The 24652-nt window shown below is 70.6% G+C and carries 22 protein-coding genes and 1 pseudogene; 16 read left to right on the top strand and 7 right to left on the bottom strand.

What is annotated here, in order from left to right; all coding sequences use genetic code 11:
• Positions 1-110: 110 nt before the first annotated feature.
• Positions 111-314: a cold-shock protein gene (locus ACI2L1_RS04420; RefSeq protein WP_404737803.1), complete on the bottom strand. Its 204-nt coding sequence runs from the start codon at positions 312-314 to the stop codon at positions 111-113.
• A gap of 648 nt (positions 315-962) precedes the next feature.
• Between ACI2L1_RS04420 and ACI2L1_RS04415 the strand changes: the two genes are divergently transcribed.
• Both ACI2L1_RS04415 and ACI2L1_RS04410 read left to right on the top strand, forming a co-directional pair.
• Complete coding sequence (locus ACI2L1_RS04415; RefSeq protein ID WP_404737802.1) at positions 963-1676, top strand: DUF4232 domain-containing protein; 714 nt, start codon at positions 963-965, stop codon at positions 1674-1676.
• 74 nt (positions 1677-1750) lie between these two features.
• Positions 1751-2662 (top strand): trypsin-like serine peptidase, encoded by a 912-nt coding sequence (locus ACI2L1_RS04410; protein ID WP_404737801.1) that lies wholly within the window; start codon positions 1751-1753, stop codon positions 2660-2662.
• Positions 2663-2701: 39 nt separating this feature from the next.
• Here the strand turns inward: ACI2L1_RS04410 and ACI2L1_RS04405 are convergent, their stop codons facing one another.
• Entirely contained in the window at positions 2702-4033 is a 1332-nt protein-coding gene (locus tag ACI2L1_RS04405; protein WP_404737800.1) for a helix-turn-helix domain-containing protein, read from the bottom strand.
• Between the two features lie 174 nt (positions 4034-4207).
• Between ACI2L1_RS04405 and ACI2L1_RS04400 the strand changes: the two genes are divergently transcribed.
• From ACI2L1_RS04400 to ACI2L1_RS04365, 8 genes are all read left to right on the top strand, one after another.
• Positions 4208-4963 carry a DUF4232 domain-containing protein gene (locus ACI2L1_RS04400; protein ID WP_404737799.1) on the top strand — a complete coding sequence of 252 codons (756 nt, stop codon included), beginning with the start codon at positions 4208-4210 and terminating at the stop codon, positions 4961-4963.
• Between the two features lie 59 nt (positions 4964-5022).
• Positions 5023-5154, top strand: a complete 132-nt coding sequence (locus ACI2L1_RS04395) for a hypothetical protein (protein ID WP_404737798.1) — start codon at positions 5023-5025, stop codon at positions 5152-5154.
• 112 nt (positions 5155-5266) lie between these two features.
• The gene (locus ACI2L1_RS04390; protein ID WP_404738113.1) at positions 5267-5944 is read left to right on the top strand and encodes an RNA polymerase sigma factor; all 678 of its coding nucleotides are present in this window, start codon (positions 5267-5269) and stop codon (positions 5942-5944) included.
• Positions 5941-7041, top strand: coding sequence for a CU044_5270 family protein (locus ACI2L1_RS04385; RefSeq protein WP_404737797.1), 1101 nt, complete (start codon positions 5941-5943; stop codon positions 7039-7041). Before ACI2L1_RS04390 ends, ACI2L1_RS04385 begins: the two co-directional genes overlap by 4 nt.
• Before the next feature lie 285 nt (positions 7042-7326).
• Positions 7327-8241: an ABC transporter ATP-binding protein gene (locus tag ACI2L1_RS04380; RefSeq protein ID WP_404738112.1), complete on the top strand. Its 915-nt coding sequence runs from the start codon at positions 7327-7329 to the stop codon at positions 8239-8241.
• Positions 8238-9233, top strand: a complete 996-nt coding sequence (locus ACI2L1_RS04375) for an ABC transporter (protein WP_404737796.1) — start codon at positions 8238-8240, stop codon at positions 9231-9233. The genes ACI2L1_RS04380 and ACI2L1_RS04375 overlap by 4 nt, the downstream gene beginning before the upstream one ends.
• Positions 9234-9393: 160 nt before the next feature.
• Positions 9394-12789 carry a S8 family peptidase gene (locus ACI2L1_RS04370; RefSeq protein ID WP_404737795.1) on the top strand — a complete coding sequence of 1132 codons (3396 nt, stop codon included), beginning with the start codon at positions 9394-9396 and terminating at the stop codon, positions 12787-12789.
• A 98-nt stretch (positions 12790-12887) separates the two neighbouring features.
• Entirely contained in the window at positions 12888-13019 is a 132-nt protein-coding gene (locus ACI2L1_RS04365; protein WP_404737794.1) for a hypothetical protein, read from the top strand.
• Between the two features lie 19 nt (positions 13020-13038).
• Here the strand turns inward: ACI2L1_RS04365 and ACI2L1_RS04360 are convergent, their stop codons facing one another.
• From ACI2L1_RS04360 to ACI2L1_RS04350, 3 genes are read right to left on the bottom strand one after another with little or no spacing between them, the layout of a single operon-like run.
• The gene (locus tag ACI2L1_RS04360; protein ID WP_404737793.1) at positions 13039-14550 is read right to left on the bottom strand and encodes a carotenoid oxygenase family protein; all 1512 of its coding nucleotides are present in this window, start codon (positions 14548-14550) and stop codon (positions 13039-13041) included.
• A 37-nt stretch (positions 14551-14587) separates the two neighbouring features.
• Positions 14588-16057 carry a benzaldehyde dehydrogenase gene (locus tag ACI2L1_RS04355; RefSeq protein WP_404738111.1) on the bottom strand — a complete coding sequence of 490 codons (1470 nt, stop codon included), beginning with the start codon at positions 16055-16057 and terminating at the stop codon, positions 14588-14590.
• A 40-nt stretch (positions 16058-16097) separates the two neighbouring features.
• Entirely contained in the window at positions 16098-17717 is a 1620-nt protein-coding gene (locus ACI2L1_RS04350) for an MFS transporter (RefSeq protein WP_404737792.1), read from the bottom strand.
• A gap of 200 nt (positions 17718-17917) precedes the next feature.
• On the opposite strand from ACI2L1_RS04350, the gene ACI2L1_RS04345 reads away from it, so the two are divergent.
• The 4 genes from ACI2L1_RS04345 (at position 17918) to ACI2L1_RS04330 (ending at position 21769) form a co-directional block, all read left to right on the top strand.
• Complete coding sequence (locus ACI2L1_RS04345) at positions 17918-18412, top strand: VOC family protein (protein ID WP_404737791.1); 495 nt, start codon at positions 17918-17920, stop codon at positions 18410-18412.
• 5 nt (positions 18413-18417) lie between these two features.
• On the top strand, positions 18418-20082 hold the full coding sequence (locus ACI2L1_RS04340; RefSeq protein ID WP_404737790.1) for a bifunctional 3-(3-hydroxy-phenyl)propionate/3-hydroxycinnamic acid hydroxylase: 1665 nt from the start codon (positions 18418-18420) through the stop codon (positions 20080-20082).
• Entirely contained in the window at positions 20079-20918 is an 840-nt protein-coding gene (locus tag ACI2L1_RS04335; RefSeq protein WP_404737789.1) for a fumarylacetoacetate hydrolase family protein, read from the top strand. The genes ACI2L1_RS04340 and ACI2L1_RS04335 overlap by 4 nt, the downstream gene beginning before the upstream one ends.
• Positions 20919-20983: 65 nt before the next feature.
• Positions 20984-21769 (top strand): IclR family transcriptional regulator, encoded by a 786-nt coding sequence (locus tag ACI2L1_RS04330; RefSeq protein ID WP_404737788.1) that lies wholly within the window; start codon positions 20984-20986, stop codon positions 21767-21769.
• A 137-nt stretch (positions 21770-21906) separates the two neighbouring features.
• On the opposite strand, the gene ACI2L1_RS04325 is transcribed toward ACI2L1_RS04330, so the two are convergent.
• Positions 21907-22236, bottom strand: coding sequence for a TfoX/Sxy family protein (locus ACI2L1_RS04325; RefSeq protein WP_404737787.1), 330 nt, complete (start codon positions 22234-22236; stop codon positions 21907-21909).
• Positions 22237-22243: 7 nt separating this feature from the next.
• Complete coding sequence (locus ACI2L1_RS04320; protein ID WP_404737786.1) at positions 22244-22693, bottom strand: SRPBCC family protein; 450 nt, start codon at positions 22691-22693, stop codon at positions 22244-22246.
• Between the two features lie 261 nt (positions 22694-22954).
• Here ACI2L1_RS04320 and ACI2L1_RS04315 point away from each other — a divergent pair, with 261 nt between their 5' ends.
• On the top strand, positions 22955-23221 hold the full coding sequence (locus ACI2L1_RS04315; RefSeq protein ID WP_404737785.1) for a CopG family transcriptional regulator: 267 nt from the start codon (positions 22955-22957) through the stop codon (positions 23219-23221).
• Positions 23218-23657 (top strand): annotated as a pseudogene (locus ACI2L1_RS04310) (PIN domain-containing protein). Before ACI2L1_RS04315 ends, ACI2L1_RS04310 begins: the two are co-directional and overlap by 4 nt.
• Positions 23658-24652 lie beyond the last annotated feature (995 nt).

Genomic DNA, 24652 nt, shown 5'->3' with positions numbered 1-24652 from the left:
TCGCGAGAACGAGCCAGATCGATGTGGGCCGCGCCTGGAAACGCGGCGAGCCGGGTCCCGCACCCCAAGGTGCGGGACCCAGCTGCGAAGTATGCGCGTTGGCGCCGGTGTCAGGCGGGAACGATGTTCTCGGCCGTCGGGCCCTTCTGGCCCTGCGCGATGTCGAAGGACACCTTCTGGCCTTCCTGGAGCTCGCGGAAGCCCTGGGAGGCGATGTTGGAGTAGTGGGCGAAGACGTCGGGGCCGCCGCCGTCCTGCTCGATGAAGCCGAAGCCCTTTTCAGAGTTGAACCACTTCACGGTGCCAGTAGCCATGTCATTTCTCCTTCGGAGACGGTTTCAGGAATTCACCCTGTGTGAATTCCTTGTCGCCGTGCTGATTAACCCGTCGGAAATGAACCTTCTGGCAACCACACCTGCAACTGAGCTCGACAGTAGCACGCTGCGATCGGCCGTGTGCGGTCGATGATTTCAGCCCGACCGGCGGTCGGGGAATACTCGCTGTGCCCCGCGTCTATTTCTCTTTCCACGAGTACAGATATTGCTCACCGTGGCCAGAGCCTTCCTGTCGCGCGCTTCCGTCCACAGCCCTGTGACCTCGTCCGACGGGGTCTGCGCCACCGCGACCCGCCTCGGCGGACGACCCGGCGACGAACGCTCCGAAGCCATGCCGACGCGAGGAAGGTCACATCTGCCAGCAAGTGGTCGGCGGCAAGCAGATCTCGACCTCGAACATGTGCGGTGGTGCTTCCGGACGGTGTCCCTCCGGGCCGTGGGCGTCCCGGAACGGCGTTCCAGGGCAGTATCGTTCCCGCAGGTCAAAGGGTGTTTCTCTGTTCCATCGTCCCGTCTCTGTTGAAGATCATTGCCTTCTTCCGGGCGGCCACCGCACGCTGTTGTCCAGCAGCGGATCCGGGCCGTCCGGATCCCAGGGAACAGATCTGTGAACGGGGAAGAACACCCATGCGCACGAACCGCATCCGCACCACCGCCCTGGCAGCGACCACCCTCCTGGCCGCCCTGTCGCTCACCGCCTGCAACGGCCTGACCGACGATGCGTCCCCCGCCTCCACGGGCGACGCCTCCAGCGTTTCGGCCGAGAGCAGCCCGAACGCCAAGGACACCGGCACGGCCGACGCCACCGGCGGCACGGGGGACAAGGGCACGTCCACTGGTGGCTCGTCGTCCGGCTCCACCTCCAAGTCCTCCTCCACCGCCAAGTCCTCCTCCGGCGGCAGCAGCAGCGGCGACAAGAGCGGCTACGGACAGAGCTGCGGCACCAACGACCTCAACTGGAGCACCCGCTCCGAGACCCAGGCCGGCGGCTACATCCTCATCATGGCCAAGGCCAAGCCCGGCATCACCTGCGTCCTGTCCGGCAGCCTTCCCGTCGTCGCCTTCGGCTCGGACGGCACCGAGGCGAGCAACGCCGAACAGGTCGTCGGCGATGACCTGACCCTCAGCGGCTCCACCACCGCCTACGCCGGCGTGAACCCCAAGACCACCAACAACAACTACGGCAAGGAACTGACCAGCATCATCGTCAGCGCCAGCAACAACGACCCCAACCCCATCTCCCTGAAGACCGGCACCATCACCGTCGACAAGCCCATCGTCACCAACTGGCACACCTCGCCCTCCGACGCGATCCCCGGCGACGGCGGCACCGACGAGTGACACCTCCCGCACGCGGGACCGCCTGCACAAGGCGGTCCTCTGCGTTGCCCGGCCAGCTACAGAAAGATTCCGCCATGCCCGTCATGCCTGCCAAGCCCACTTCGGTCGTCACGCTGCTCGCCGGTGCCGCGATGGCCCTCGCGGTCGCCGTCCCGGCCCCGGCGACGGCGGCGGCCGCCCCCGTCTCCCCCGCCGCCACGGCGAACCCGGTGTCCCTCATGACGTACGCCGCCAAGGAACGCCGTGATGCCCTCGCCTACTGGACCCCGGCCCGTATCAAGGCCGTAGGCCGGTCCGTCGACCTCGGCCCCACCGGACCGAAGGCCAAACCATGGCGGGGCACCCGGATGAACACCGTGGGACGGCTGTTCTTCGTCAACTCCGGGGGCTCCGACACCTGGTGCACGGCCACCGCCGTGAAGAGCGCCAACCGCTCCGTCGTGATGACCGCGGGACACTGCGTGCGCCGCGGCTCCTCACCCGCCAACACCAGCAGCACGATGGTCTTCGTCCCCGCCTACAACAAGGGCAGCAAGCCCTACGGCGTCTTCGCGGTCCGCGACGTCCTGACCCCGCGCAGCTGGGAGGAGGACTCCACCGACGACGTTTCCGCGCTCGTCGTGGACACCGACAAGTCCGGCCGCAAGCTCACCGACGTCGTGGGCGGCCAGGCCATCGCCTTCAACCGCGCGGTCGGCGGCACCGTCTCCGCCTTCGGCTACCCCGCCACCCACCCGCAGCGCGGTGAGGAACTCCTGCGCTGCGTCGGTACGGCGAAGAAGGAGCACGGCACGCAGGTCATCCCCTGCGACATGACCGGCGGCTCCAGCGGTGGCCCGTGGCTGGCCGACTTCAACGCCACGACGGGGAAGGGTGTGCTGGTCTCGGTCAACAGCGCGCTCGACTCGATGCAGCCGACCAAGATGTACGGTCCCGTGCTGGGCGCCACGGCCAAGGCGATGTACACGCGGGCCGAGCGCCGCTGACCACGGGGCACCGGCACGCGGGCGCTCTCGCCGTCCGGCTCAGCCGCCGAACCGCTTGCTCCACTCGCCGCTGCTCAGCTGGTAGTCGTAGCCCGGGCGGCCCACGTCGGCGCTGGTGCGGAACGGGGTGCCGTCGTTGTCGATGTGGACGGTGCCGTGGCGGCTGCCGCTGGACCAGTCCAGGGTGAGGTCCCAGCGGACGTCGTGGGCCTTGGTGTGGGCGGTGACGTAGAAGACCTCCGGGTCGGACTCGCTGACCTTGTACGGGAAGTCGCGCTGGCCGTTCTTGACGGTGACCGTGGGGCTGCCGTTGTCGAGGTCGACGTCGAACGACTTGGTGTCGACGCCGCCGCCGCAGCCGTTGCCCATCGAGTAGTCGTTCCAGGCGAGCGGTGCGCCCTTGGCGCGGACGCGTACGTGCAACGCCTCCAGGACGACGGTCTCCTCGTCGGTGCCCTGCACGGTGAGAGCGACCCGCTGTTCGTCCGAGGAGACCGCGCCGTACGCGGCGGCCCAGCGCGGGGCGTCCTGCTCGGCGGCGGGCGGGCCGACCTGCTCGGGTTCGCTGTCGACGAGGAAGCGCTGGCTGCACGGGTTGACGTAGACGTAGGGACGGGTGCCGACGGTGAGCGGGACGGCGGTGGAGGCGGGGTTGGCGGTGGTGGGCTCCGCCGTCTTGTGCTTGCCGTTGTCCTGCGAGGGGGCGGCCGTCGCGGGCGCGGACGGCTGGTCTGTCTTTCCGCTCGGGGTCGGGGTGGCGGAGGGCTTCCCGGACTCCGGCGTGCCGGTGATCGAGGCTGCGGCGCCGGCCTCCTGGCGGCCCCCCGTGTCGTCCTCGCTGGCCGGCAGAAGTATGGCGAGCGCCACGGCTCCCAGCACCGCGGCCACCGCGACGGAGGCGATCAGCACGGTACGACGACCAGGGCGCGGGCGTGACGGCATGTGCGGGTGGGTGACGGCGACGACAACCGGGGCGCCGTCGCCGTCACTGTCGCCGTCCCCTTCGTTCGATGCCGGCGCGTCAGCCACAGCAGACGCACCGTCCGAGCCGGATCCCTGCGTCGAACTCGTCGGCGCGGCCGCCTGTTCCCCCCTGCGTCCCCGTGCCGCGTCCGCCAGGATCCAGCGGCGGTGCAGCTCCACCAGCTCTTCCGGCGTTGCCCGGCACAGCCTCGCGAGGCGTTCCACGGGGGCGTACTCGTTCGGTACGGCGGTGCCGTTGCAGTAGCGGTGCAGCGTCGACGTACTCATGTGCAGCCGCTTGGCCAACGTCCCGTAGCTGAGCCCCGAGCGGTCCTTGAGCTCACGCAACTGCCGTGCAAAGACCTCCGTCTCCCCGGCCCCTATTGCCTCCGACACTCGTTCCTCCATGCCCCGGTGTTCCCGTCGCGCGTTCCAGGGCCCGTGCGTTCTCCCTGGCCAGAGCGTGTTTCGCCGTTTCAGTGTCCCCGATCGCCCGCCATGCGTGGCGGCTGGGACGGATCACCTCACAAGCTTCGGTCATCCAACCACCACCTCACCCGAACTCCGAAGGGGATCCCTCACATGTCCGACCTCCGCACCTCCCGCACCCGTCTCGTCGGCGCCGCGACCGCCGTACTCGCCGCGCTCTCCCTGACCGCGTGCAACGACGGAACAGGCACCCAGGACGAGGGTGCCGCGGCGACCAAGAGACCCTCCTCCACGGCCTCTTCCACGGCCGCGGCCTCCAATGCGCCGGGCACCACGGCCCTGTCGGACTCCTCGGACTCCTCGGACTCCTCCAGCCCGGGCGCCACGGGCTCCTCGGCTTCCGCCGGTGCGGACTCCGCCGCCACCGGTTCTACGACCGTCACGCGCACCCCCGCCGCCAAGGCACCCGCCGCCTCCACCACCCCGGTCACCTGTGAGGGGTCGAACACCAAGGCGGTCGCGGCCCCGCTGACCCGTCCCGTGAACCACATGCTGCTCACGGTGACCAACACCGGCAGCAGGACCTGTTTCCTGTACGGCTACCCGGCCGTCCGCTTCGGGGAGTCCCAGTCAGTCCCCCCGGTCATCAAGGACTCCCAGCCGCAGGCGGTCGTCACGCTCGAACCGGGTCAGGCCGGCTATGCCTCCGTGAACCTGTCCGCCACCGACGGCAGCGCTGCGAACAGCTACACCGCCACGTCCCTGACCGGCTACTTCCAGGGCCGCTCCCTCAGCGGAAGCGTCGGCAAGGGGGCGAGCCCGGCACTGCCGGCGAAGGGCGTCTACGTCGACGACTCGCTCAAGGTGACGTACTGGCAGCAGTCGATGGACGACGCCGTCAGCTGGTGATGCCCGGAAACGCGACCGAGGAACAGCAGCCCACCGATCCGAACAGGCAGGTAAGCATCATGCGCAGCACTCGCGGGATCTCCCGTTTCGTCACCGCCTTCGTCGGTGCGGCCTTCCAGGTGATCGTCCTGGGCGGCACCGGCGACCTGGCACAGGAGGCCGGAGTCGTCCGGCGTCGCCACACGGTCTGAACACACCGGCATCGCAGGGGCTGAGACAGAGGTGCTCATGGAGATCGAGCGTGACGCAGATCACGGGAAGCCGGTGCCGGGTGCCGGACAGCTCATTGAGGTGAGCACTCATATGCGAACCCGGGTACGGGCCGGGGAATCGAGCGCGTTCGCCGAGCTCTTCGACAGTTACTCCCGCGCGGTCTACAACCATGCCTTCCGGCTGACCGCCGACTGGTCGGTGGCCGAGGACGTGATGGCGGCGACCTTCCTGGAGGCGTGGAAGCTTCGCGACCGGGTCGATCCGGAGGGCGGCTCCCTGCGGCCCTGGCTGCTGGGCATCGCCACCAACACGGCCCGCAACCAGTACCGGAGCAACCGGCGCTACCGGGCCGCGGCCAACGCCGCCGCGGCGGCCGAGCTGTCGGTGGCCGACCACGCCGACGAAGTGGCCGACCGGGTCGACGACCGGCAACGGCTCGCGACGGCCCTGACCGCGCTCGCCGCGCTGCGCAGGCCGGAGCGTGAGGTCATCACGCTCTGCCTGGGGGAGGGCCTGGAGTACGAGGCCGCGGCCGAGGCACTGGGGATCCCGGTCGGAACGGTGGCATCGCGGCTCTCCCGGGCCCGCAAGAAGCTGCGTGCGCTGGCCGAGGCCGCAGAGCGGCGCCCTGTCGCCGAAGCGACCCGCCCGGCAACCGGAGGGCCGGGCAGAAAAGTTCGCGGAAATCGGGAAGGCGGTCGTCCCGCCAGACAGACAAGAGACGACCACGCAAACGCGACACGGCCCGCACAGGAAGGAAACCGATGAACGCGAACACCTCCCGGCAGAACCCGGCAGAGCGGGATGAGAGCGCAGAGCTCCTGTCCGGCACGGCACGTGACCTGCCGTCGGGCCGTCACCAGTTCCACAGGGAGCAACTGATGGCCCAGATCCACGACATGCAGCGGGAAGAGCGCATCGCGAAGGCGACCCCCGCGAAGGTACGACGGTTCCGGCTGGCGCGCCCGGCGATCGCGCTGCCCGCCCTGGCGGCCGCCCTGGCCGGCGTCGTCGTCGGAGGGGTCGCGATGTCGGGCAACACCGGCGGGGGCAAGGACGGCGGCGTCGCCACCGGACCGGCCCTGACCACGCAGGTCGGCGCCGCCACCACGAAGGGCGTGCCCCAGCTGCTCGACCAGATCTCGCTGGCGGCGGCCGACGTGTCCGAGCCGGACGTCAAGCCCGGCCAGTACATCTACATCGAGTCGAAGACGGCCGAGACCTTCGTGAAGACCGTCAATGACAAGAGCAGCCTGGCCAGCCACGCACTGCACCGCCGGCAGGTGTGGATGTCCCCGGACGGCACCAAGGGCTGGCTGATCGACCCCGCGGTCAACGACAGCTCCGAGGGCGAGACCCTGAGCCTGCCCGACGAGCTGGGCAACACGCGAAAGGCGTACCTGAACGCTCCGTCGTACGACTACCTCGCCAAGCTCACCACTGACCCCGACGAACTCCTGGCCAAGATCTACAAGGAGACGAAGGGGCACGGCAACTCTCCGGACCAGGAGGCGTTCGAGACGATCGGCGACCTGCTCGCCGAGAGCTACTCGCCGGCGGATCTCTACCCGGCGCTGTTCAAGACCGCCGAGAAGATCCCGGGCGTCGTCGTCGTGAACGACGCCGTGGACGCGGTCGGCCGGCACGGCGTGGCGGTGGCCCGGCTCGACGAGACCAGCGGCGCGCGCGAGGAATGGATCTTCGACAAGCAGACCCATGTCTTCCTCGGCGAGCGCATCGTCCAGGTACGGAAGGAGACCAGCGAAGGGGTTCTGATCAAGCCCGGCACGGTGCTCTACACGAGCGCGATCACCAACCGGACCGTCGTCGACGACATGAAGCAGACCCCGTCACAGGCCGGCTGACACGACCTGGACACCGCCCTGGCCCGAGAGGCCGGCGGTCGAACGACCCTTCCCCAGGGCAGGCCGCGAAATCCCGGCCTGCCCCGGCGAGGCCCGCCCCAGGAAGTGACCGGACCGGAGAAGCGGTACGCCGGGAGCACGGCGGCCGTCGGAAACACGATGAGTGAGGAATGAGGAACAGAGGTGAGCAGTGTGAACAGCGGCCGGAGCGATGACGCGACGACCTTTCTTGGCACGGGTCCGGCGGCCGGCAACGGCAGGCGGCGTGGCGGGGAAGGGGCCGCGATCGAGGCGTACGGCGTGGGAAAGAAGCACCGTCGGGGATGGGCCCTGAAGGACTGCTCCTTCCGACTGCCCGCCGGCCGGATCTGCGGTCTGGTGGGTCCCAACGGTGCCGGAAAGACGACGCTGATGGGCATGGCGGCCGACCTCCTCGTCCCGACCACCGGCAGCGTACGGGTGTTCGGCGCGGCCCCCGGCTCCCAGGAGGCCCAGGGCCGCACCGCGTTCCTCGCCCAGGAGAAGCCGCTCTACCGGCGCTTCACCGTGGCCGAGACGCTGCGTCTGGGGCGTGAGCTGAACCCCGGCTGGGACCAGCGGGCCGCCGAGAACATCGTCCGGGCGGGCAATGTGCCCTTGGAGGCGAAGATCGGCACCCTGTCCGGCGGGCAGCGCACCCGCGTCGCCTTCGCCCTCGCCTTCGGCAAGCGTCCCGCCCTGCTGATGCTCGACGAGCCGATGTCCGACCTCGACCCGCTGGTGCGCCATGAACTCATGGGCGCCCTGATGGCCGAGGCCGCCGCGCACGGCACCACCGTGCTGATGTCGACCCACATGCTCGCCGAGCTGGAGAACGTCTGCGACCACCTGCTCGTCATCTCCGACGGCGGCCTGCGGCTGGCCGGTGGGGTGGACGAACTGCGCGCCGCCCACGTCCGGTTGACCGGCACCTTCCAGGGGACCGGCCCTGCCGGTGCGCAGGCCGCTCTCGCCCGTCACACCGTCGTGGACTCCCGCGCTGACGGATACCGGATCACCGCGCTGGTGCGCCCGGCCGGACCGGTCGACGGTGTCTGGCAGGCCGAGACCCCTCCCCTGGAGGAACTCCTGCTCGCCTATCTGCGCTCCCCCCACGTACCACCCCTGATCACCACCGAATCCCAGGTCAGCGACTGGAACCTCGCGAAGGCGGCGGCATGACCACCATGACGAGCACCCGGACCTCCTCGGCCGTCACCGGCCGCGGCCTGCGCCTCACCGGTCTCAACTGGCTGGTCTGGCGCCAGCACCGGGCCACGTTCTGGACCCTCATCGCCGGTACGGTCGTCGCCGCCGGCTGGATGGTCTACCAGCGCATGGGGATGATGGACACCCTCCATGCCCTCGGGTGGCCGCATCCGAAGTCGGAGAACTGGTACACGAGCGTCGGCAAGGGCGCGATAACGATGACCGGTTACGCCCTCGGTTTCCTCCCCATCCTGATCGGTGTCTTCGTCGGCGCCCCGCTCATCGCCGGCGACCTGGAGAACGGCACCGCCAAACTGGTCACCTCGCAGTCCGTGAGCCGCATGCGGTGGATCATCACCAAGCTCGGCGTCACCGTCCTGGTGGTCTTCCTGGGCACGGTCGTCCTCTCCCAGATGTTCGGCTGGTGGTGGTCACCGATGAAGGACCGCCCTGAATTCATGTCGTGGGCCGAAGGCCCCGCCTTCGACAACACCGGTCCTGTGCTGACCGCGCTCACCGTGTTCACCCTGGTCGGCGGTATCGCGATCGGCATGGTGCTGCGCCGCACCCTGCTCTCCATGGTCGTCACCTTCGGCTTCGCGGTCGCCGTGCAGATCGCCTGGTCGTACTTCCGGCTGCAACTCGGCAACCCCATCAGCCTGACCACCCACGCGGGCGTCCTGAACTCCAGCCCCCCGAGCGTGCCCAGCGGTGCCGTCGAACTGGACACCTGGTTCACCACCGCCTCCGGGAAGCTCTACGGCTGGGCCACCTGCGCCGGCGGGGCCACGGAGAAGGCGGAGCAGGCCTGTCTGGACAAGCAGGGCATCGTGGGCTGGCGGGTCGACTACCTCCCCGCCTCCCAGATGGCCTCCATGCAGTGGTTCGGCGCATCCGTCCTGCTGGCCCTGACCGCCGCGGTCATCGCGTTCATCTTCGTCTGGGGCCGTAAGCCCGTCATCTGACGTATCGCCAGGACACCCGCCTCCAGAGCAACCACCTTCAGAACCTCACCCCCGGCCGCATACCGCCCCGCGGTTGCCGAGCCGTGCCTTCGTGCTGCCCGCGCCCGCTGTCCGCGTGCCGGGCCGCCGACTCCCTTACGACCATCGGGAAGGACCCGAGTTGAAGCCGAACAGGAAACACAGAAAACAGCTGACGGGCGGTGCCGTCGCGGCCGCCCTGCTCGTCACCGCGGCGGCCACCGGCGGTACGGCTCAGGCAGCGCCGACGGCCCAGGCGGCGAGCCAGGCGACGAACAACACCCCCGCACCGACCGGGACTTCGAGAACCCTCACCCTGATCACCGGCGACCGGGTCACCCTGGACGCCGCCGGCAAGGTCACCGGTGTCACGCCCGCCAAGGGCCGCGAGGGGACGACGTTCCGCATCCAGCAGGCCAGAGGACACACCTACGTCATACCGCAGGACGCCTCGGCACTGATCGCGAGCGGCAAGGCCGACCGGCGGCTGTTCGACGTCACGGAGCTGACGTCCCTGCACTACGACGACGCCAGGCGGTCCGACCTGCCGGTGATCGTGAAGTACGCCAAGGACAAGCCCCTCGCCCCCAGTACCTTCTCGGCCTCCGGCGCCCGGGTGAGCCGGGATCTGCCGGTCATCAACGGCGACGCGCTGCGGGCCCCCAAGTCGCGGGGCGCCGCGCTCTGGCGGACCCTCACCGGCAGTGGCGCACCGACGCGTTCGTCCGCCGCGACCAGCTCTTCGAAGGTCACGAAGATCTGGCTGGACGGCAAGGTCAAAGCCAGCCTCGACAAGAGCGTGCCGCAGATCGGCGCGCCGACCGCCTGGGCCGCCGGGTACGACGGCAAGGGCGTCAAGATCGCCGTGCTCGACACCGGCATCGACGCCACCCACCCGGATCTGAAGGACCGTATCGACGGGGAGAAGAACTTCAGCGAGTCGGGAGCGGCCGACGACGTCGTGGACCGCGCGGGCCACGGCACGCACGTGGCGTCGATCGTCGCGGGCTCCGGAGCCAAGGCCGGCGGGAAGTACAAGGGGGTCGCCCCCGGCGCCCGACTGCTGGTCGGCAAGGTGCTCGGCGACAATGGCGAAGGGGACTATTCCGCCACCATCGCCGGAATGCAGTGGGCCGTCGCCCAGGGTGCCAAGGTGGTCAACATGAGCCTGGGCGGCGAGGACACCCCGGGCACCGACCCCATCGAGCAGGCGGTGGACGACCTGTCCGCCTCCTCCGGCACCCTCTTCGTCATCGCCGCCGGCAACGACGGCTCCAAGCGGGCAACCGTCGGCTCACCCGGCAGCGCCGAGGCCGCACTCACCGTGGGCGCGGTGGACCGCCAGGACGCCATGGCCGACTTCTCCAGCCGTGGCCCCACCGCCGACGGCACCCTCAAGCCGGACATCACCGCACCCGGCGTGGACATCGTCGCCGCGAGGGCCGCCAAGGGCTACATGGGCGATCCGGCCGCCGACGGCTATGTCTCGATGAGCGGTACGTCGATGGCGACCCCGCACGTCGCCGGAGCCGCCGCGATCCTCGTCCAGGAGCACCCCGACTGGACCGGCGCGCAGATCAAGGCCGCGCTCACCGCCTCCACCAAACCGACCCCCGGTGCCTCCTCCTACGCCCAGGGAGCCGGCCGCGTCGACCTCGCCAAAGCCATCAAGCAGCAGGTCAGCAGCGCCCCGACCACGGTGAGTTTCGGCATCCAGCAGTGGCCGCACACCGACGACAAGCCCGTCACCAAGCAGGTCACCTACCACAACACCGGTGACCGGCCGGTCACCCTCGACCTGGCCTTCGACGCCGTCGGGCCGGACGGAAAGCCCGCCCCCGACGGCATGTTCACGGTGTCCCAGCACCGGCTCACCGTCCCGGCCGGCGGCGAGGCGACCGCCACCGTCACCGCCGACACCCGCGTCGGCACAGCCGACGGCGAGTACGGCGGCTCGCTGACCGCGACCTCCGCCGACGGCTCCACGAGCGTACGCACCGCCCTCGGCGTGACCCGCGAGATCGAGTCGTACAACCTGACCGTCAAGTACGTCGGCCTCAACGGCAAGCCCGCCACCAGTGCCGACAGCGATGTCTACGGCTGGGACGCCGAGCTCACCCAGGGCCTCGCCGCCGGGGCCGACGGCAAGGTCACCATCCGGCTGCCGAAGGGGCGTTACACCGTGGACGGCCGGATACGCCGCCCGGACTTCTCCTTCGCGGCGGTGCTGTTCCAGCCCGAGGTCGCGCTGACCAAGGACACCACCCTGGTCATGGACGCCCGCCGGGCCAAGCCGGTCCGGATCAGCGTGCCCGACGCCGCCGCGAAGAACACCGAAGCCGTGGCCAGCCTCGGCGTCGACCTCGGCGGCAACCGCGACCAATACACCACCAACTACATCACCCAGAGCTTCGACACCGTCCGCTTCGGACAACTCGGCGCCAAGGTGCCCGCCGCCAAGGCATTCATGCAGTACAGCGGAACCTGGACACACGGGACCGTGACCTACCGACCGGCCTGGAGGCATACCGGCGACCTGTCGGGCTTCACCACGCAGGTGCGGAAGAACCAGCTCACCAAGGTCAAGATCCAGGTCGGCCCGGTCGCCAAGGGAGACACCGCCAGCGTCATCGTGGCCCCGATCGTGCCCGGAGTGGCCGGAGGGAGCTGGGTGACCTTCGTCTCGACCGAGGGCAAGCTGCCGATGACCAGAACCGACTACGTGCTCCCCAACGGCATCAAGTGGCACTACGCCGCCACGGAGTACGGCCCCAAGGGCACCGACGGCGAACCCGTCTGGCGCGCCGGCCAGACCGCCGCGCCCAGGGCCTTCACCGCCGGCAAGGACCACCTCGTGCGCTTCAACGCCGGCGTCCTCGGCCCGGTCCTTCCCTCCGGCGCCCTCAACGAGGACCACGACCAGCCCGGCGCGACACGCCTCGGCGACGACTTCCAGGCATTCGTGCCGGTCTTCTCCGACGGCGACGGCAACGTGGGCACCTCGGACTTCACCAAGGCCCGCAGCTCCCTCTACGCCGGCGGCACCAAGATCTTCGCCACCGACACCCCGCTGACAGGGGACTACTACAGCCTCCCGGCCGGGGCGCGTACGTACCGGCTCAGCACCGACGTCTCCCGCTCCGCGGCGGTCTTCCCGACGAGCACACGCGTCGCGGCCGAGTGGACCTTCCGCTCGGCGCATGTCACCGGGAGCACCGCGAAGCAACTGCCGCTGTCGGTCGTCCGCTTCACGCCGAAGCTGTCGCTGTCCGGCACAGCCAAGGCCGGTACGACCTTCGCGGTGCCCTTCACCGTCCAGGGCGCGGGCAAGGCCGGCCACCTCCGTGCGCTCGCCTTCCAGGTGTCGTACGACAACGGAAGGACCTGGAAGAAGGCCCCGGTGGACAGCCACGGCAAGCAGCTCAGCCTCCGGCACCCGTCCAAGGCCGGCACGGTGTCGCTGCGCGTCACTCTGACGGACGCGAACGGCAACACCCTGAAGCAGACCATCTGGCAGGCGTACCGCACGGTGAAGTAACCCTGACGGCATCGGCGGGCCGGGCTCCGGCCCGGCCCGCCGATGCCGTCGAACGTTTCAAGCCACGGCCCACCGATCCGAACAGGCAGGTAAGCATCATGCGCAGCACTCGCAGGATCTCCCGTTTCGTCACCGCCTTCGTCGGTGCGGCCTTCCAGGTGATCGTCCTGGGCGGCACCGGCGACCTGGCACAGGAGGCCGGACTCGTCCGGCAGCGCTACATGGTCTGACCACGTCGGGCGCCGGGCTCTACTCCTCGTCGCCGCGCCGGGCCGCGATGGCCCGGTCCAGGGTGTCGTGGTCGGCCCAGCTGCCGTGGAAGCCGAAGGGCACCCGGCTGGGGAGCCTGACCCGGGCCAGCGGGGTACGGCGCAGGTCGGCGGCGTCGTGGATGAGCAGTTCGCTGAGGTCGGTGGCGCGGTTCCACCACAGGGAGAGCAGGTAGCCGTCGTCCTCGGCGGCGGAGTTCGCGCGGGGGACGAAGACCGGTTCGCCGGGGCTGGTCAGGCCGTCCGGGCCTTCGACGACGGTGGTGCGGTCGAGGAGGTGGTCGTGGCGGGCCAGTCCGTCGGACATGGTGTCGTCGGCCAGGCCGCGTGTGGTGACGAAGTAGCCGTAGCGGGTCGGCCGGCCCGTGTAGGCGTCGTTGATCTTGGGAAATTCGCCGAAGATGCCGCTGATCATCTTCTCCGTGGCCCGTCCGGTGGCCAGGTCGACGCGCCATTGGCAGGGCAGGGCCGGGGGGAACCACTCGTGGGAGCCCAGCGGTGTGGAGAGGCGGTCGATCGGGGTGCCGAGCCGGCTGATCCGGTGGCCGTCGACGATCAGCTCGCCGTCCTGCTCGTAGGCGTTGAAGAAGTGGGTGTTGGCCCAGTGGCCGCCGAGCTCGTGCCAGGTGACCTCGTGGGTGTGGCGGTTCATCAGGACGATCTGCACCCCGTGTGCGAGGGAGTTCTCGTCCCAGACCACGCCGGGCCTGCTCCGCGCCACCAGGTCGAGCCGGAACTGGGCGGGCGTCACGAAGAAGATCGCGTAGGTGTCGCTCACCGCGAAGTCGTGCATCAGGACCGGCACGCCGATGTCGAAGGAGTGCGAGTCGATGATCTCGGCCGTCTTCACATCCGCGCGGTACCAGGTGACGGTCGGCCCGGTGGCGGCGAAGAACAGCAGGTCGCCGGTGTCCGGGTCGGTCTTGTAGTGGCCGGTGCACAGGACGTCGATGCCGCCGTGGAAGTCGTACGTGCCCAGGGTGTTCAGGGTCTCGGGGTCCAGCGCGTGCGGCAGTCCGCCCTCGAAGTAGACGATCAGGTGGTCGTCGAAGAGGCCCGCGTTGATGTTGGCGAGGTTCTTTGCGGGCGGGGCACCCTCGGGCAGCGGGCCGGGGGTGCCGCCGTTGACGAAGCCGGTGTAGAGCGCCTCTCCGGCCGCCACCTCGACCTTCATCGAGTCGGTCTCGACCCAGCGGGTGCGGTAGGCGGCCCGGCCGTCGCGCAGGTAGATGCCGCACACCATGCCGTCGCCCTCCCACCAGTGGTAGCGGTCGGGGTCGCGGGGCCGGAAGCGGGGGTTGGAGGAGACACGGAACAGCGCGCCCGCGAGGTCGGCCGGTATCTGGCCGTCCACCTCCAGGTCGTACGCCTCGCTCTCCTCGGTCCAGGGCGCGAAGGGGCCGCCCAGGAACTTGTTGTCGGTGGGCCGGGCGGCTTTGGAGGCGGCCTGGCCGGTCTGACGGGGGACGACGGTGATGGGGTCCGGGGGCATGGAACTCTCCGCATAGGTCAGTTGTCGGGGGCGGCCGTCAGAAGGGGTAGCGCGGGAGTTCGCCGCGTACGGTGACCCATTGCTGTTCGGTGAAGGCTTCGAGGTTGGCGGCGGTGCCGCCGTGACGGGAGCCCGTGCCGGAATCGCCGACCCCGCCGAAGGGGATGAGCGGCTCGTCGTTGACGGTCTGGTCGTTGATGTGGACCAGGCCGCTGGGCACGCGCTCCGCCAGGGCCAGGCCCTTCGTGACGTCCCGGGTGAGGATGCCCAGGGACAGCCCGTACTGGGTGCCCGCGGCCAGGCGGGCCGCCTCGTCCAGGTCCCGGAAGGGTACGACGGGTGCGACCGGCCCGAAGATCTCGTCGGCGTAGGCGGGCGCGGTGAGGGGGACGTCGGTGAGCACGGTCGGCCGGTAGAAGAGGTCTTCGTAGGTGCCGCCCGCGACAGCCCGGGCGCCTGCCTCGACCGTCTCGCTCACGATGCGGTGCACGTTGTCGCGCTGCCCTGCGTCGATGAGCGGTCCGACGGCGACGTTCTCGCCGAGCGGGTCGCCGACCGGGAGCGCGTCGGCGTGGCGGGCGAGCAGGGCGGAGTACTCCTCGGCGACGGAGGCGTGGACCAGGTGGCGGCTGCTGGCCATGCAGATCTGGCCGGCGTGGACGAAGGAACCCCAGGCGCCGACTGAGGCGGCCTTCTCCAGGTCGACGTCGTCCATGACGATGAGCGCGGAGTTGCCGCCCAGCTCCAGGTGCACCCGCTTCAGGTGCTTCGCCGCGGCGACGCCGATGGCGCGGCCGGCCCGGGTGGAGCCGGTGAACGCGATGACCGGGACCCGCGGGTGCTCGACGACGGCGGCTCCGGTGTCCGCGCCGCCGGGCAGGACGTGCAGCAGCCCCGGCGGCAGGCCCGCCTCCTCGAAGACACGGGCGAAGACGACACCGCCGCTGATCGCGGTGCGCGGGTCCGGCTTGAGGACGACCGCGTTGCCGAGAGCGAGCGCCGGGGCCACGGCCCGCATGGCCAGGACGATCGGCACGTTGAAGGGGGCGATGACGCCGACCACTCCGACCGGGACCCGGCGGGCGAACGACAGCCGCTCCTGCCCGGAACGCAGCAGCTCGCCGTAGGGTGCCCCGGCGAGGGCGGCGGCCTCGTGGCACTCCTCGGCCCCGCCGCTGGTCACCTGGAGGGCGGCGAACGGCCGGATGGCGCCCGACTCCCGCATCAGCCAGGTCTCGATCTCCTGCTGGTGCTCCTCGAAGAGCCGCGCGGCACGGCGAAGCACGGCGGCGCGGTCCGAGTACGGCCGTGCCGCCCACTCCCGCTGGGCCCGTACCGCCCGCTCCACCGCCCTGTCCACGTCGGCGGGTGTCGCGGAGCCGACGCGGCCCAGCGTCTTGCCGGTGGCGGGCTCGACGGCGTCGTACACCTCGCCCGAGCCGCTGATCCACTCGCCCGAGCCGGAGAAGATGCGGCCTTCCCAGCTGCTGCTGTCCAAAAACGTCATGGTGTCCCGTTCCAGTAGGTCAGTCATCGTGTCCAGCGGGTCAGTGGCCGGGCAGCGCCTTGGCCTTGGTCGCTGCGGTGGCCGTGTCCGCGTGCACCACGGAGGCGTCGGCCGCTTCCTCGCTGCCCAGGCCCCCGGGCGCGTCGGCGGCTGCGCTGTGCCGCAGGGCGAGCACGGCGATGAGCGCGGCGACCAGGCTGGCGCCGGCGCAGAGGTACAGGCCCAGGTCGAGGCTCGTTTCGAGGGTTTGGCGGGCGAGCGGGACCAGAGTGCGCGACAACTCGCCGAGATCGGCGCTGGCGACCGCGATCGCTCCGCCCTGCGCGTTGACGGCGTCGGCCGTGTGCAGGGCGGCGGCCGGAAGCCCGGCAGTGTCCAGCTTCGCGCCGAGCGCACTGCTCGCCGTGCCGAGCGCGACGGCGCTGACGATCGCGGGGCCCAGGGCCTGCCCGGTCTCGCGGACGAGGCTGGCGACCGCGCTGGCCATGCCGGCGTGACGGATGTCGACGGCACCGACCGCCACGGCGGTCAGCGCGGAGAACATGGTGATGAAACCGGCCCCCAGCAGCAGGATCGGTCCGGTCATCGACGCCAGGTCGGTGGCGTCGCCCGGCAGCAGTGCCATCCAGATCTCACCGGCGGCGAGGGAGAGCAGACCGCCGACGAGCAGCGAGCGGGGGTGCACACGCTGCAGCAGCTTCGGCAGGACGGGGGTGAGGAGCAGCGGGATCGCCTGGATGAGGGCGAAGGGGAGAGCGGCCTGGAGCGGTGAGAGGTGGTAGATGGGCCCCAGCTTGATGCTCAGCGCGTACGCGGTGCCGATGAAGCCGAACATGGCGAGCAGCCCGATCGCGGCGGCCGCGGCGAAGGAGGGGATCCGGAAGAGCTCCAGCCGCAGCATCGGCACCCGCGACCTGCGCTCCGCGACGAGGAATCCCACGAAGGCGGCGAGGGCCACCACGAAGGCGAGCACGATGTGCGCTGCCGTGTAGCCGTCGTTGGCGCCCTGGATGACGGCGTAGAGCAGCGCCAGCAGGGAGACGGCGATGGTGATCTGGCCGGGCCAGTCGAGCCCGCGTCCGTCCGGCCGGCGGGAGTCGGTGACCCGGAGGGCGCTGATGGCCGTGGTGACCAGACCGAGGACCGCGAGCGGTACGTAGGCCCAGTGCCAGTCGGCGTGCTCGGTGGTGAACCCGCTGATCAGTGGGGCGATCATGGCGCCGAAGGCCAGGCTGACGGCCCAGTACGACAGGGCTCGCGCGCGGGCGGCGGGCTCGGGTGTGCCTGCGACGATCACCGCCAGCGAGGACGGGAAGATCGCCGCGGCGCCGAGTCCGGCGACCACCTGGCCGGCGATGAGCTGGGTCAGCGTGCCCGAGGTGGCGACGACCAGACAGCCGGCCGTGATCAGCAGTCCGCCGAGGACGAGCAGGCGCTTGCGTCCGAAGAGGTCGCCGAGAACGCCGAAGTTCAGCTCCAGGATGGCCGTCGGCAGGATGAACGCGGCCGGGATCCAGGCCAGGGCGGCGGCCGACGCCCCGAGGTCCCGCTGGATCTCCCCGATGATCGGGGACGCGAGCGGGATGCCGATCTGGGCCACGCAGATGGCCAGACAGGCGGCGATCAGGGTGCCGCGGCCCAGCGACGGCGGGCTCTCCATGGGTTGCCTCCAGTAGCGGCTCGGCGTCCCGTATAGCCGGACGCTTGTATCGTAAGACAGGACGCTGCACGGAAGATGCTTGAAGCGTCAAGGGGCGGGGCGTGTGTATTTTCCCGCCCTGACGCCGGATTGACGGCAGCGGCTGGGCCACCTAGCGTCCCGTAAAGCGAGATTGATGTCCTGTAAAAGGAGACACCCGCATGGCGATCACCGAACTGGGCCACACCGGCTTCTGGGTCGACGACCTGGAGAAGATGCGCGACTTCTACACCCGTGTCCTGGGGCTGACCGTCACCGACGAGGACGAGGAGCGGGGGATCGTGTTCCTCTCCGCGCGCCCCGACGAGGAGCACCACGAGTTCGTGCTGCAGCGCGGCCGCACCGCTCCTGCCGGGGCCAAGCTCACCCACCAGGTGTCCTGGCGGGTGGACTCGCTGGAGACGGTCATCGACTTCCACCACCGGTTCCGCGCCGAGGGCGTCGAGGTCCAGCAGGAGGTCACCCACGGCAACGCGATCGGGATCTACTTCTTCGACCCCGAGGGCAACCGCAACGAGGTCTACCTCCGGCTGGAGCGCGAGGTACGCCAGCCGTTCCGCAAGACCCTGAATCTCGACCAGGCCCCGGCCGACGTGCTCGCCGACGTCGAGCGGCTGCTGACCGAGGGCGGCCCGGCCTACCAGCCGGTCCAGTAATCGCCGTGTCTACGACATCCGCGGCGCCCCAGGTCCTGGTCGTCGGCGCCGGCCCGACCGGGCTGACGGCCGCCCATCTGCTGGGCTCACGGGGCGTACGGGTACTGCTGGTGGAACGCAACGCCACCACCAGCGACGACGCCAAGGCGATCAGCCTCGACGACGAGTCGCTGCGCACCCTGCAGTCGGCCGGCGGCCTCGACGAGGCGGTGTACCCGATCCTCGTACCGGGCACCGGGACCCGGTACTTCGGTGTCGGCGGACGGCCGCTCGTGCACGCCCGAGGCACCGGCGACCAGCGCTACGGCCACCCCTTCAAGAACCCCTTCGCCCAGCCGGACCTGGAGCGCGTGCTCCGCGAGCAATTGCGCCTGCTTCCCGGCGTGGACGTCCGCTTCGGCACCCGGCTGACGGCACTCGGCCGGCATCCGGACCGGGTGCGCGTATCGCTGCGGGCGGGCGGGGAGGACGGGCCGGTCGAGGAGCTGGACGTCTCCTACGTCCTCGGCTGCGACGGCGGCCGCAGCACCGTACGCGACCTGCTGTCCATCCCCATGCGCGGGCGCAGCTTCCCCGACGTGTGGCTGGTGATCGACACCTTCGAGGACTCGCACGACCAGCGCTACGGCATGCACCACGGTGACCCCGACCGCCCCGTCGTCATCGTCCCGGGCCAAGGCGGCCGCTGCCGCTACGAGTTCCGTCTCGAGCCGGGCGAGTGCGAACCCGGCACGTCGCCCCCGTTCGCCCTGGTGCGTGGGCTCCTCGCGCCGTACCGGGAGATCACGCCCGAGCAGGTGGAGCGCGCGGTCGCCTACAGCTTCCACGCGCTGCTCGCCGAGCGGCTGCGCGAGGACCGCTGTTTCCTGCTCGGCGACGCCGCGCACATGATGCCGCCGTTCGCCGGACAGGGCCTCAACTCCGGTGTCCGGGACGCGGCCAACCTGTGCTGGAAGCTCGCCGACGTCCTGGCGGGCCGGGCGGACGACGCCCTCCTCGACACCTACGACACCGAACGGCGCCCGCACGCCCGAGCCGTGATCGACCTGTCCGTCCGCCTCGGCCGCGTCGTGATGACCACCAGCCGCCCCCGGGCCCTGCTGCGCGACCTGCTGGTGCGCACGGCCATGCGCACCCCACCGGGGCGCCGCTACCTCACCGAGATGCGCTACCGGCCCGACACCCGCGTACGGACGGGCGCCGTCGTCCCGCTCGACGGCCCCGGCCGTGAACTGGTCGGCACACCCCTGCCGCAGCCACGGGTGCTGCACGGACCGCACCATCGCCTCACCCGCCTCGACGACGTCCTCGGGCAGGGCTGGAGCCTGTTGGGCATCGGCACGACCGACGCCGACTGGGCCGCCCTCCCACCGGCCGGCCTCCCGGACGCGACCGCCGTGGACGTCTTCCTGGACGACCGCACAGCGCGCGACCGCGCCGGCCGGACCGGGATCGCCGACGCCGACGGCCGCCTCGACGCCCTCTTCGCCGGGCTGACCGGATCCTTCGTCCTCGTACGTCCCGACCGCCTGGTGAGTGCCGTCTTCACCCCTGCCCTCGCCGCGTACGCAGGCGCGGAGCTACGGCACTACGCCGCCCGCCCCCTCACGGCCACCGTCACCGTCGCCGAACCCGAGTTCCAGCCCGACTCCCAGGGAGTACCCCGATGAGGCTCAGCACCGTCCGCGTCACCGACGACCAGACCGCCGCCGCCCGGCAGGAAGGCGAAGAACTCGTCCTGCTGCCGTACCCCGACCTCGGCGCACTGCTCACCGCCGGCGACGACTGGCAGGAACGGGCGGCCTTCGCGGGTGGCGAGCGCCTGCCCCTGGCCGAGGCATCGCTCGCCCCGCTCGTCCCCCACCCCAACAAGATCATCTGCCTGGGCCTCAACTACGCCACCCACATCAGGGAGATGGGCCGCCCGACCCCCGTGCACCCCACCCTGTTCGCCAAGTACGACGGCTCCCTGATCGGCGCACACGACGCCATCCACATGCCGCCGGTCAGCGACGACCTCGACTGGGAGGCCGAGTTGGGGGTCGTCGTCGGACACCGCGGCCGCCATGTGCCGCGCGAGAGGGCGCTGGAGTTCGTGGCCGGCTACACGGTCGCGAACGACGTCACCGTACGGGACTGGCAGCACCGCACCCGTGAGTTCCTCTCCGGCAAGACGTTCGAGGCCACCACCCCGGTCGGGCCCGCGCTCGTCACCGCGGACGAACTACCGCCCGGCGCCTCAGGGTTGACCATCTCCTGCGCCGTCGACGGCCACACCATGCAGAAGTCCAGCACCGCCGACCTGCTCTTCGACGTGGCCGGGATCATCGCCTACGTCAGCACCGTCATCACGCTGCTGCCCGGCGACCTGATCCTCACCGGCACCCCGGGCGGGGTGGGCGCAGGCCGCGACCCGAAGGTGTTCCTGCGGCCCGGGCAGGAACTCGTCACCACGGTCGAAGGCATCGGCGAACTGCGCAACACGGTCGTCAAGGACAGGCTGTAGACCGGGCGAACGGGCAGCCGGGCACGGCCTCCGCCACCCCCGACCCACCCGCTACAGTGTCTCGCATGTCAGGAAACGGGTCCCCCAGTTACCGCGACCGCAACTCCACGGCCGACCGGGCGCTCGACATCCTGACCATGTTCGACGACATCCACCTCGTCGTCTCCGGAACGGCCGTGGCGGAGCGGCTCGGCGTGGCGCGTTCCACCGCCTACCGCTATCTCCAGAGCCTCGTGGCCGGGCGCTTCCTCGAAGAGGCCCCCGGCGGCGGCTTCCGGCTCGGCCTGCGGGTACTGGAGATCGCCCGGCTGGCCCGCCGCAGCTACGGCCTCTCGGAGGTCGCCCAGCCGTCGATGGAGGCCCTCGCCGAGGAGGTGCACGAAACAGTGCTGCTGACCCGGCGCACCGGGGACCTGGTGGTGTGCGTGGACCGCGCGGAGAGCACCCGCGCGGTACGGATCTCCTACGAGCGTGGCAGCGCCCTGCCGATCAACGCCGGCGCCTCCGCCCTCGTCCTGCTGGCCTGGAGCCCGGACGACGAGGCCCGCAGCCTGCTTCAGGCCGCCGAGCTGCGCCGCTTCACCCCGGCCACCCTCACCGACGTCGACGCCCTGATGGAACGCCTCGGCCGGATCCGCCGCCTCGGCTACTCCGTCACCCGCGGTGAGCTCGACCCCGACGTGGTGGGCATCGCCGCCCCGATCCGGGACGAGAACAAGCAGGTGGTCGCGGCGGTGAGCGTGGCCGCCCTGGCCTCCCGCGTGTACCCGGAGGCGGAGACGGAGATCGCCCAGAAGGTGCTGGCCACAGCGGCCGAGATCAGCGACCGGATGGCCGTCGTCGCGGGGTGACCCACCGGAGCGTCCGACGCGCCGCGCGGTCTCCCGACAGGCGAACCGTCCGCCGCCGTACGGCATCGGGCCGCGGGGGGCCGTGAGCCAGACGACGAGGTCGACGGGCTCCCCGGCGAGCGCGTCGTGCCCGCTCCTCACTTGGACGGCAGGCTCGCGGCGAATGCGTGTCCCTCGTCGAGCCATGCGCCGAGTGCGTCGTCCTCCGCGACCACCGCGCCGTCGACGACGACCCAGCCGCGCATCGGCCGCCCGGTCATGTCGAAGACACGCGCCCCCGGCCGGGCGAGCGCCGCCTCGGACGCGTCAGGGCCCACCCTGACCATGAGGTCGTCACCGGTGACACCGGCGGCCATGTTGCCCCGGTACAGGAACGCCACACCGCCGAACATGTGCTTCTCGCGGACCTCCGGGTCAGCTGCCCAGCGGTCCCGGATCCGCTGTGCGAGCCCTTCGTCGTACGCCATCTCAGTCTCACCCCTGTTCCAGGAGTCTCGCTTCGAGGTCGCGCAGGTCCTTGGCGAGGTTGGCGCGGACCTGGCGGGCCAGCAGCGGTGCCGCCAGCCGGTAGAACCCTTGCTCACCGCCCCGGACGCGGATGCGGGCGAGGGTGCCGTCCTGGTGGGGCTCGAACGTGTACGTGACATGCATCGGCATCGGGCCCGCCACGGAGACCATGTCCAGCAGCCCGGGGAAGTCGTACGCGGCCACCCGCAGCACATAGTCGATGCGCCGGCCCAGGAAGTACGCCGTACGCGTCACCTCGGCCCCGGTTCCGAAGCCGCCCCCGTCCGCCTCCGACGTGAGTGCCGCCGTGCGGATGCCCTGGGTCCAGTCGGCGTCGTGACGCCAGTCCATGGCATACCCCGCCACGCGTTCGGACGGCAGCGGGATGACACGCTCGGCCGTCACATCGATCGTCACGTCCCCCAGCATCCGCCTCCTAGGGAGCGGTCACCACCCGGTGCGCAGCAGATGGTCCGACCGCGGCGCACACACCGCCTGCAGCGAGCCAGGTGCGGGGGTGCGTGAGGAGAGCGCATGCCTGGAGCAGCCAGGGCCGACAAGGCCGGGGGACACGAGGTGCGCGCACCATGAAGGTCACCGTGCGGGCCACGTCGGCCCCTCATCCCGCAGCGAGACTGCGTGCATACATCAATCCGGTATATGTCCTACTCTTGGTACATGTCGATGAAGCGCACCAACGTCTACGCCGACCCCGAGGACCTGGCCATCATCAAGGAGGCCGCGAAGCGCCGAGGTATAAGCGAGGCCGAGATCATCCGCCAGGGCATTCACCTTGCGGCAATGGCGAACCGGGTCTGGGACGAGCCGCTGTTCTCACGGACCTTCGAGGGGCCGGGGCGCACGCTGTCGAAGCCGGAGGTCCGCGACACGGTCGCCGAGGCGGTCCGGCGTGAGACCGGCCCGGGTCCCGGATCCGCCGCGTGATCATTGTCATCGCCGATACGTCCGGCCTGCTGGCAGCCCTGGACTCGGCCCATCCGGAACACCGGGCTGCGAACGAGGCGATCATGGCAGCGGGCCTGCTGGTCATGTCCCCGCTCCTGCTGGCCGAACTCGATCACGTGGCGACGCGTGAGCTCGGCAGGGAGGCCGCCCTCAGCGCTGTCGACGACCTGCGTCGCTGGATGAGCCGGGGTCGTGTCGTCATGCCGGAGATCACGGAGGACCACCTGGGCGCCGCCCAGTCTCTCCGTGTCCGCTACCGCGCGCTGGACCTCGACCTCGCCGACGCGGTGAGCGTGGCGCTCGCCGCCGACTACGACACGGACGCGATTCTCACCCTCGACCGACGAGACTTCCGGTCCGTGCGCCCGTTGAACCGCCACAAGGCCGGGTTCTCCCCGACGATCTCCCGCTCTGACGCAGGCCTTTCGGCGGTCAAGTGCCCGTTCCTGCAAGAGGCTTGTGTACCACCCGCGACAAAGCACGACGCTGCGACGTGACGGGGCACGCGGCAACGGCTCCCCCATAAGACAATGAGCGCGGTTTGCCGCTCTGACCTGCATGGATTGGGCGCGGCTTCGACTCGGGCCGTTCGGCAGCGCATCGATCCCTGTGCAGCGGGCGGGCGCCCGGTGCGAGCCCGGCCAGGTGAACGGCATCGTGGCCGGTCCGCCGGAGGCGCCGCCACCGGCAGGGTCGTCGCGCCGGCCGCCCGGGCCGTCGTCGTCCGGCGCGCCGTCCGCGACGACCCCGCCCGGCCCAGGACCGTGGAGGCACTCGGCGCCCTGGCCCGACTCTCCCCGGCGGTCCCGCCCCGGCGGCGGCTCTCGCCCGCCGGTTCACCGCCGCCTTGAGCCGGCCGCCGCCCTGGCGTGTGGCGGATGCCCTGGGTCGGCCGCCTTCTGACCACCGGCGACGCCCCGCTCCGCACCATCGCCCGACAGGCCGGCCACGCGTCGCCCCCGGCCTTGGGGGCGGCGACTTCCGTGCCGTGCGGCCGCCCGGCGGTCACCAAGGTTATTCAGAGGCCGCTGCGCTCCGCGTCGGCCGCGGTTTCGCCGACGAGGGTTCCGTCGGCAAGTCGAGCTCGATCAGCACCGGCGGCGTCCCCCGGCGTAGCCCGGGCGGTCGCCGGCTCCTGCGAACTGCGCGGCCGACAGGCCCACTTCACGTATCCCATATAGATCACGGTCGTCGATGGTGTGTAGCGATATGCGGGCAGTCAGCAGCGTTATCTAGAGATCAGAGGCAGTAGATTAGTGTCAGATTATTGACGCCCGTCTTACAAGTGGCACATACTCCCCGGCATCGGCGACATGCCGGACTAGAGCCGTACAGGATGGTGGTGGCAATGACGCCAGGAGACGTCCGTTCCAGTGATTCCAGGGCATCCAGAAGCCGCAGTGAGCTCAC

The sequence above is a fragment of the Streptomyces sp. NPDC019531 genome (genome assembly GCF_044903305.1).
GTDB lineage: Bacteria > Actinomycetota > Actinomycetes > Streptomycetales > Streptomycetaceae > Streptomyces.
The sequence above is the reverse complement of the archived record's forward strand: the minus strand, read 5'-3'. Positions and strand labels throughout refer to the sequence as shown.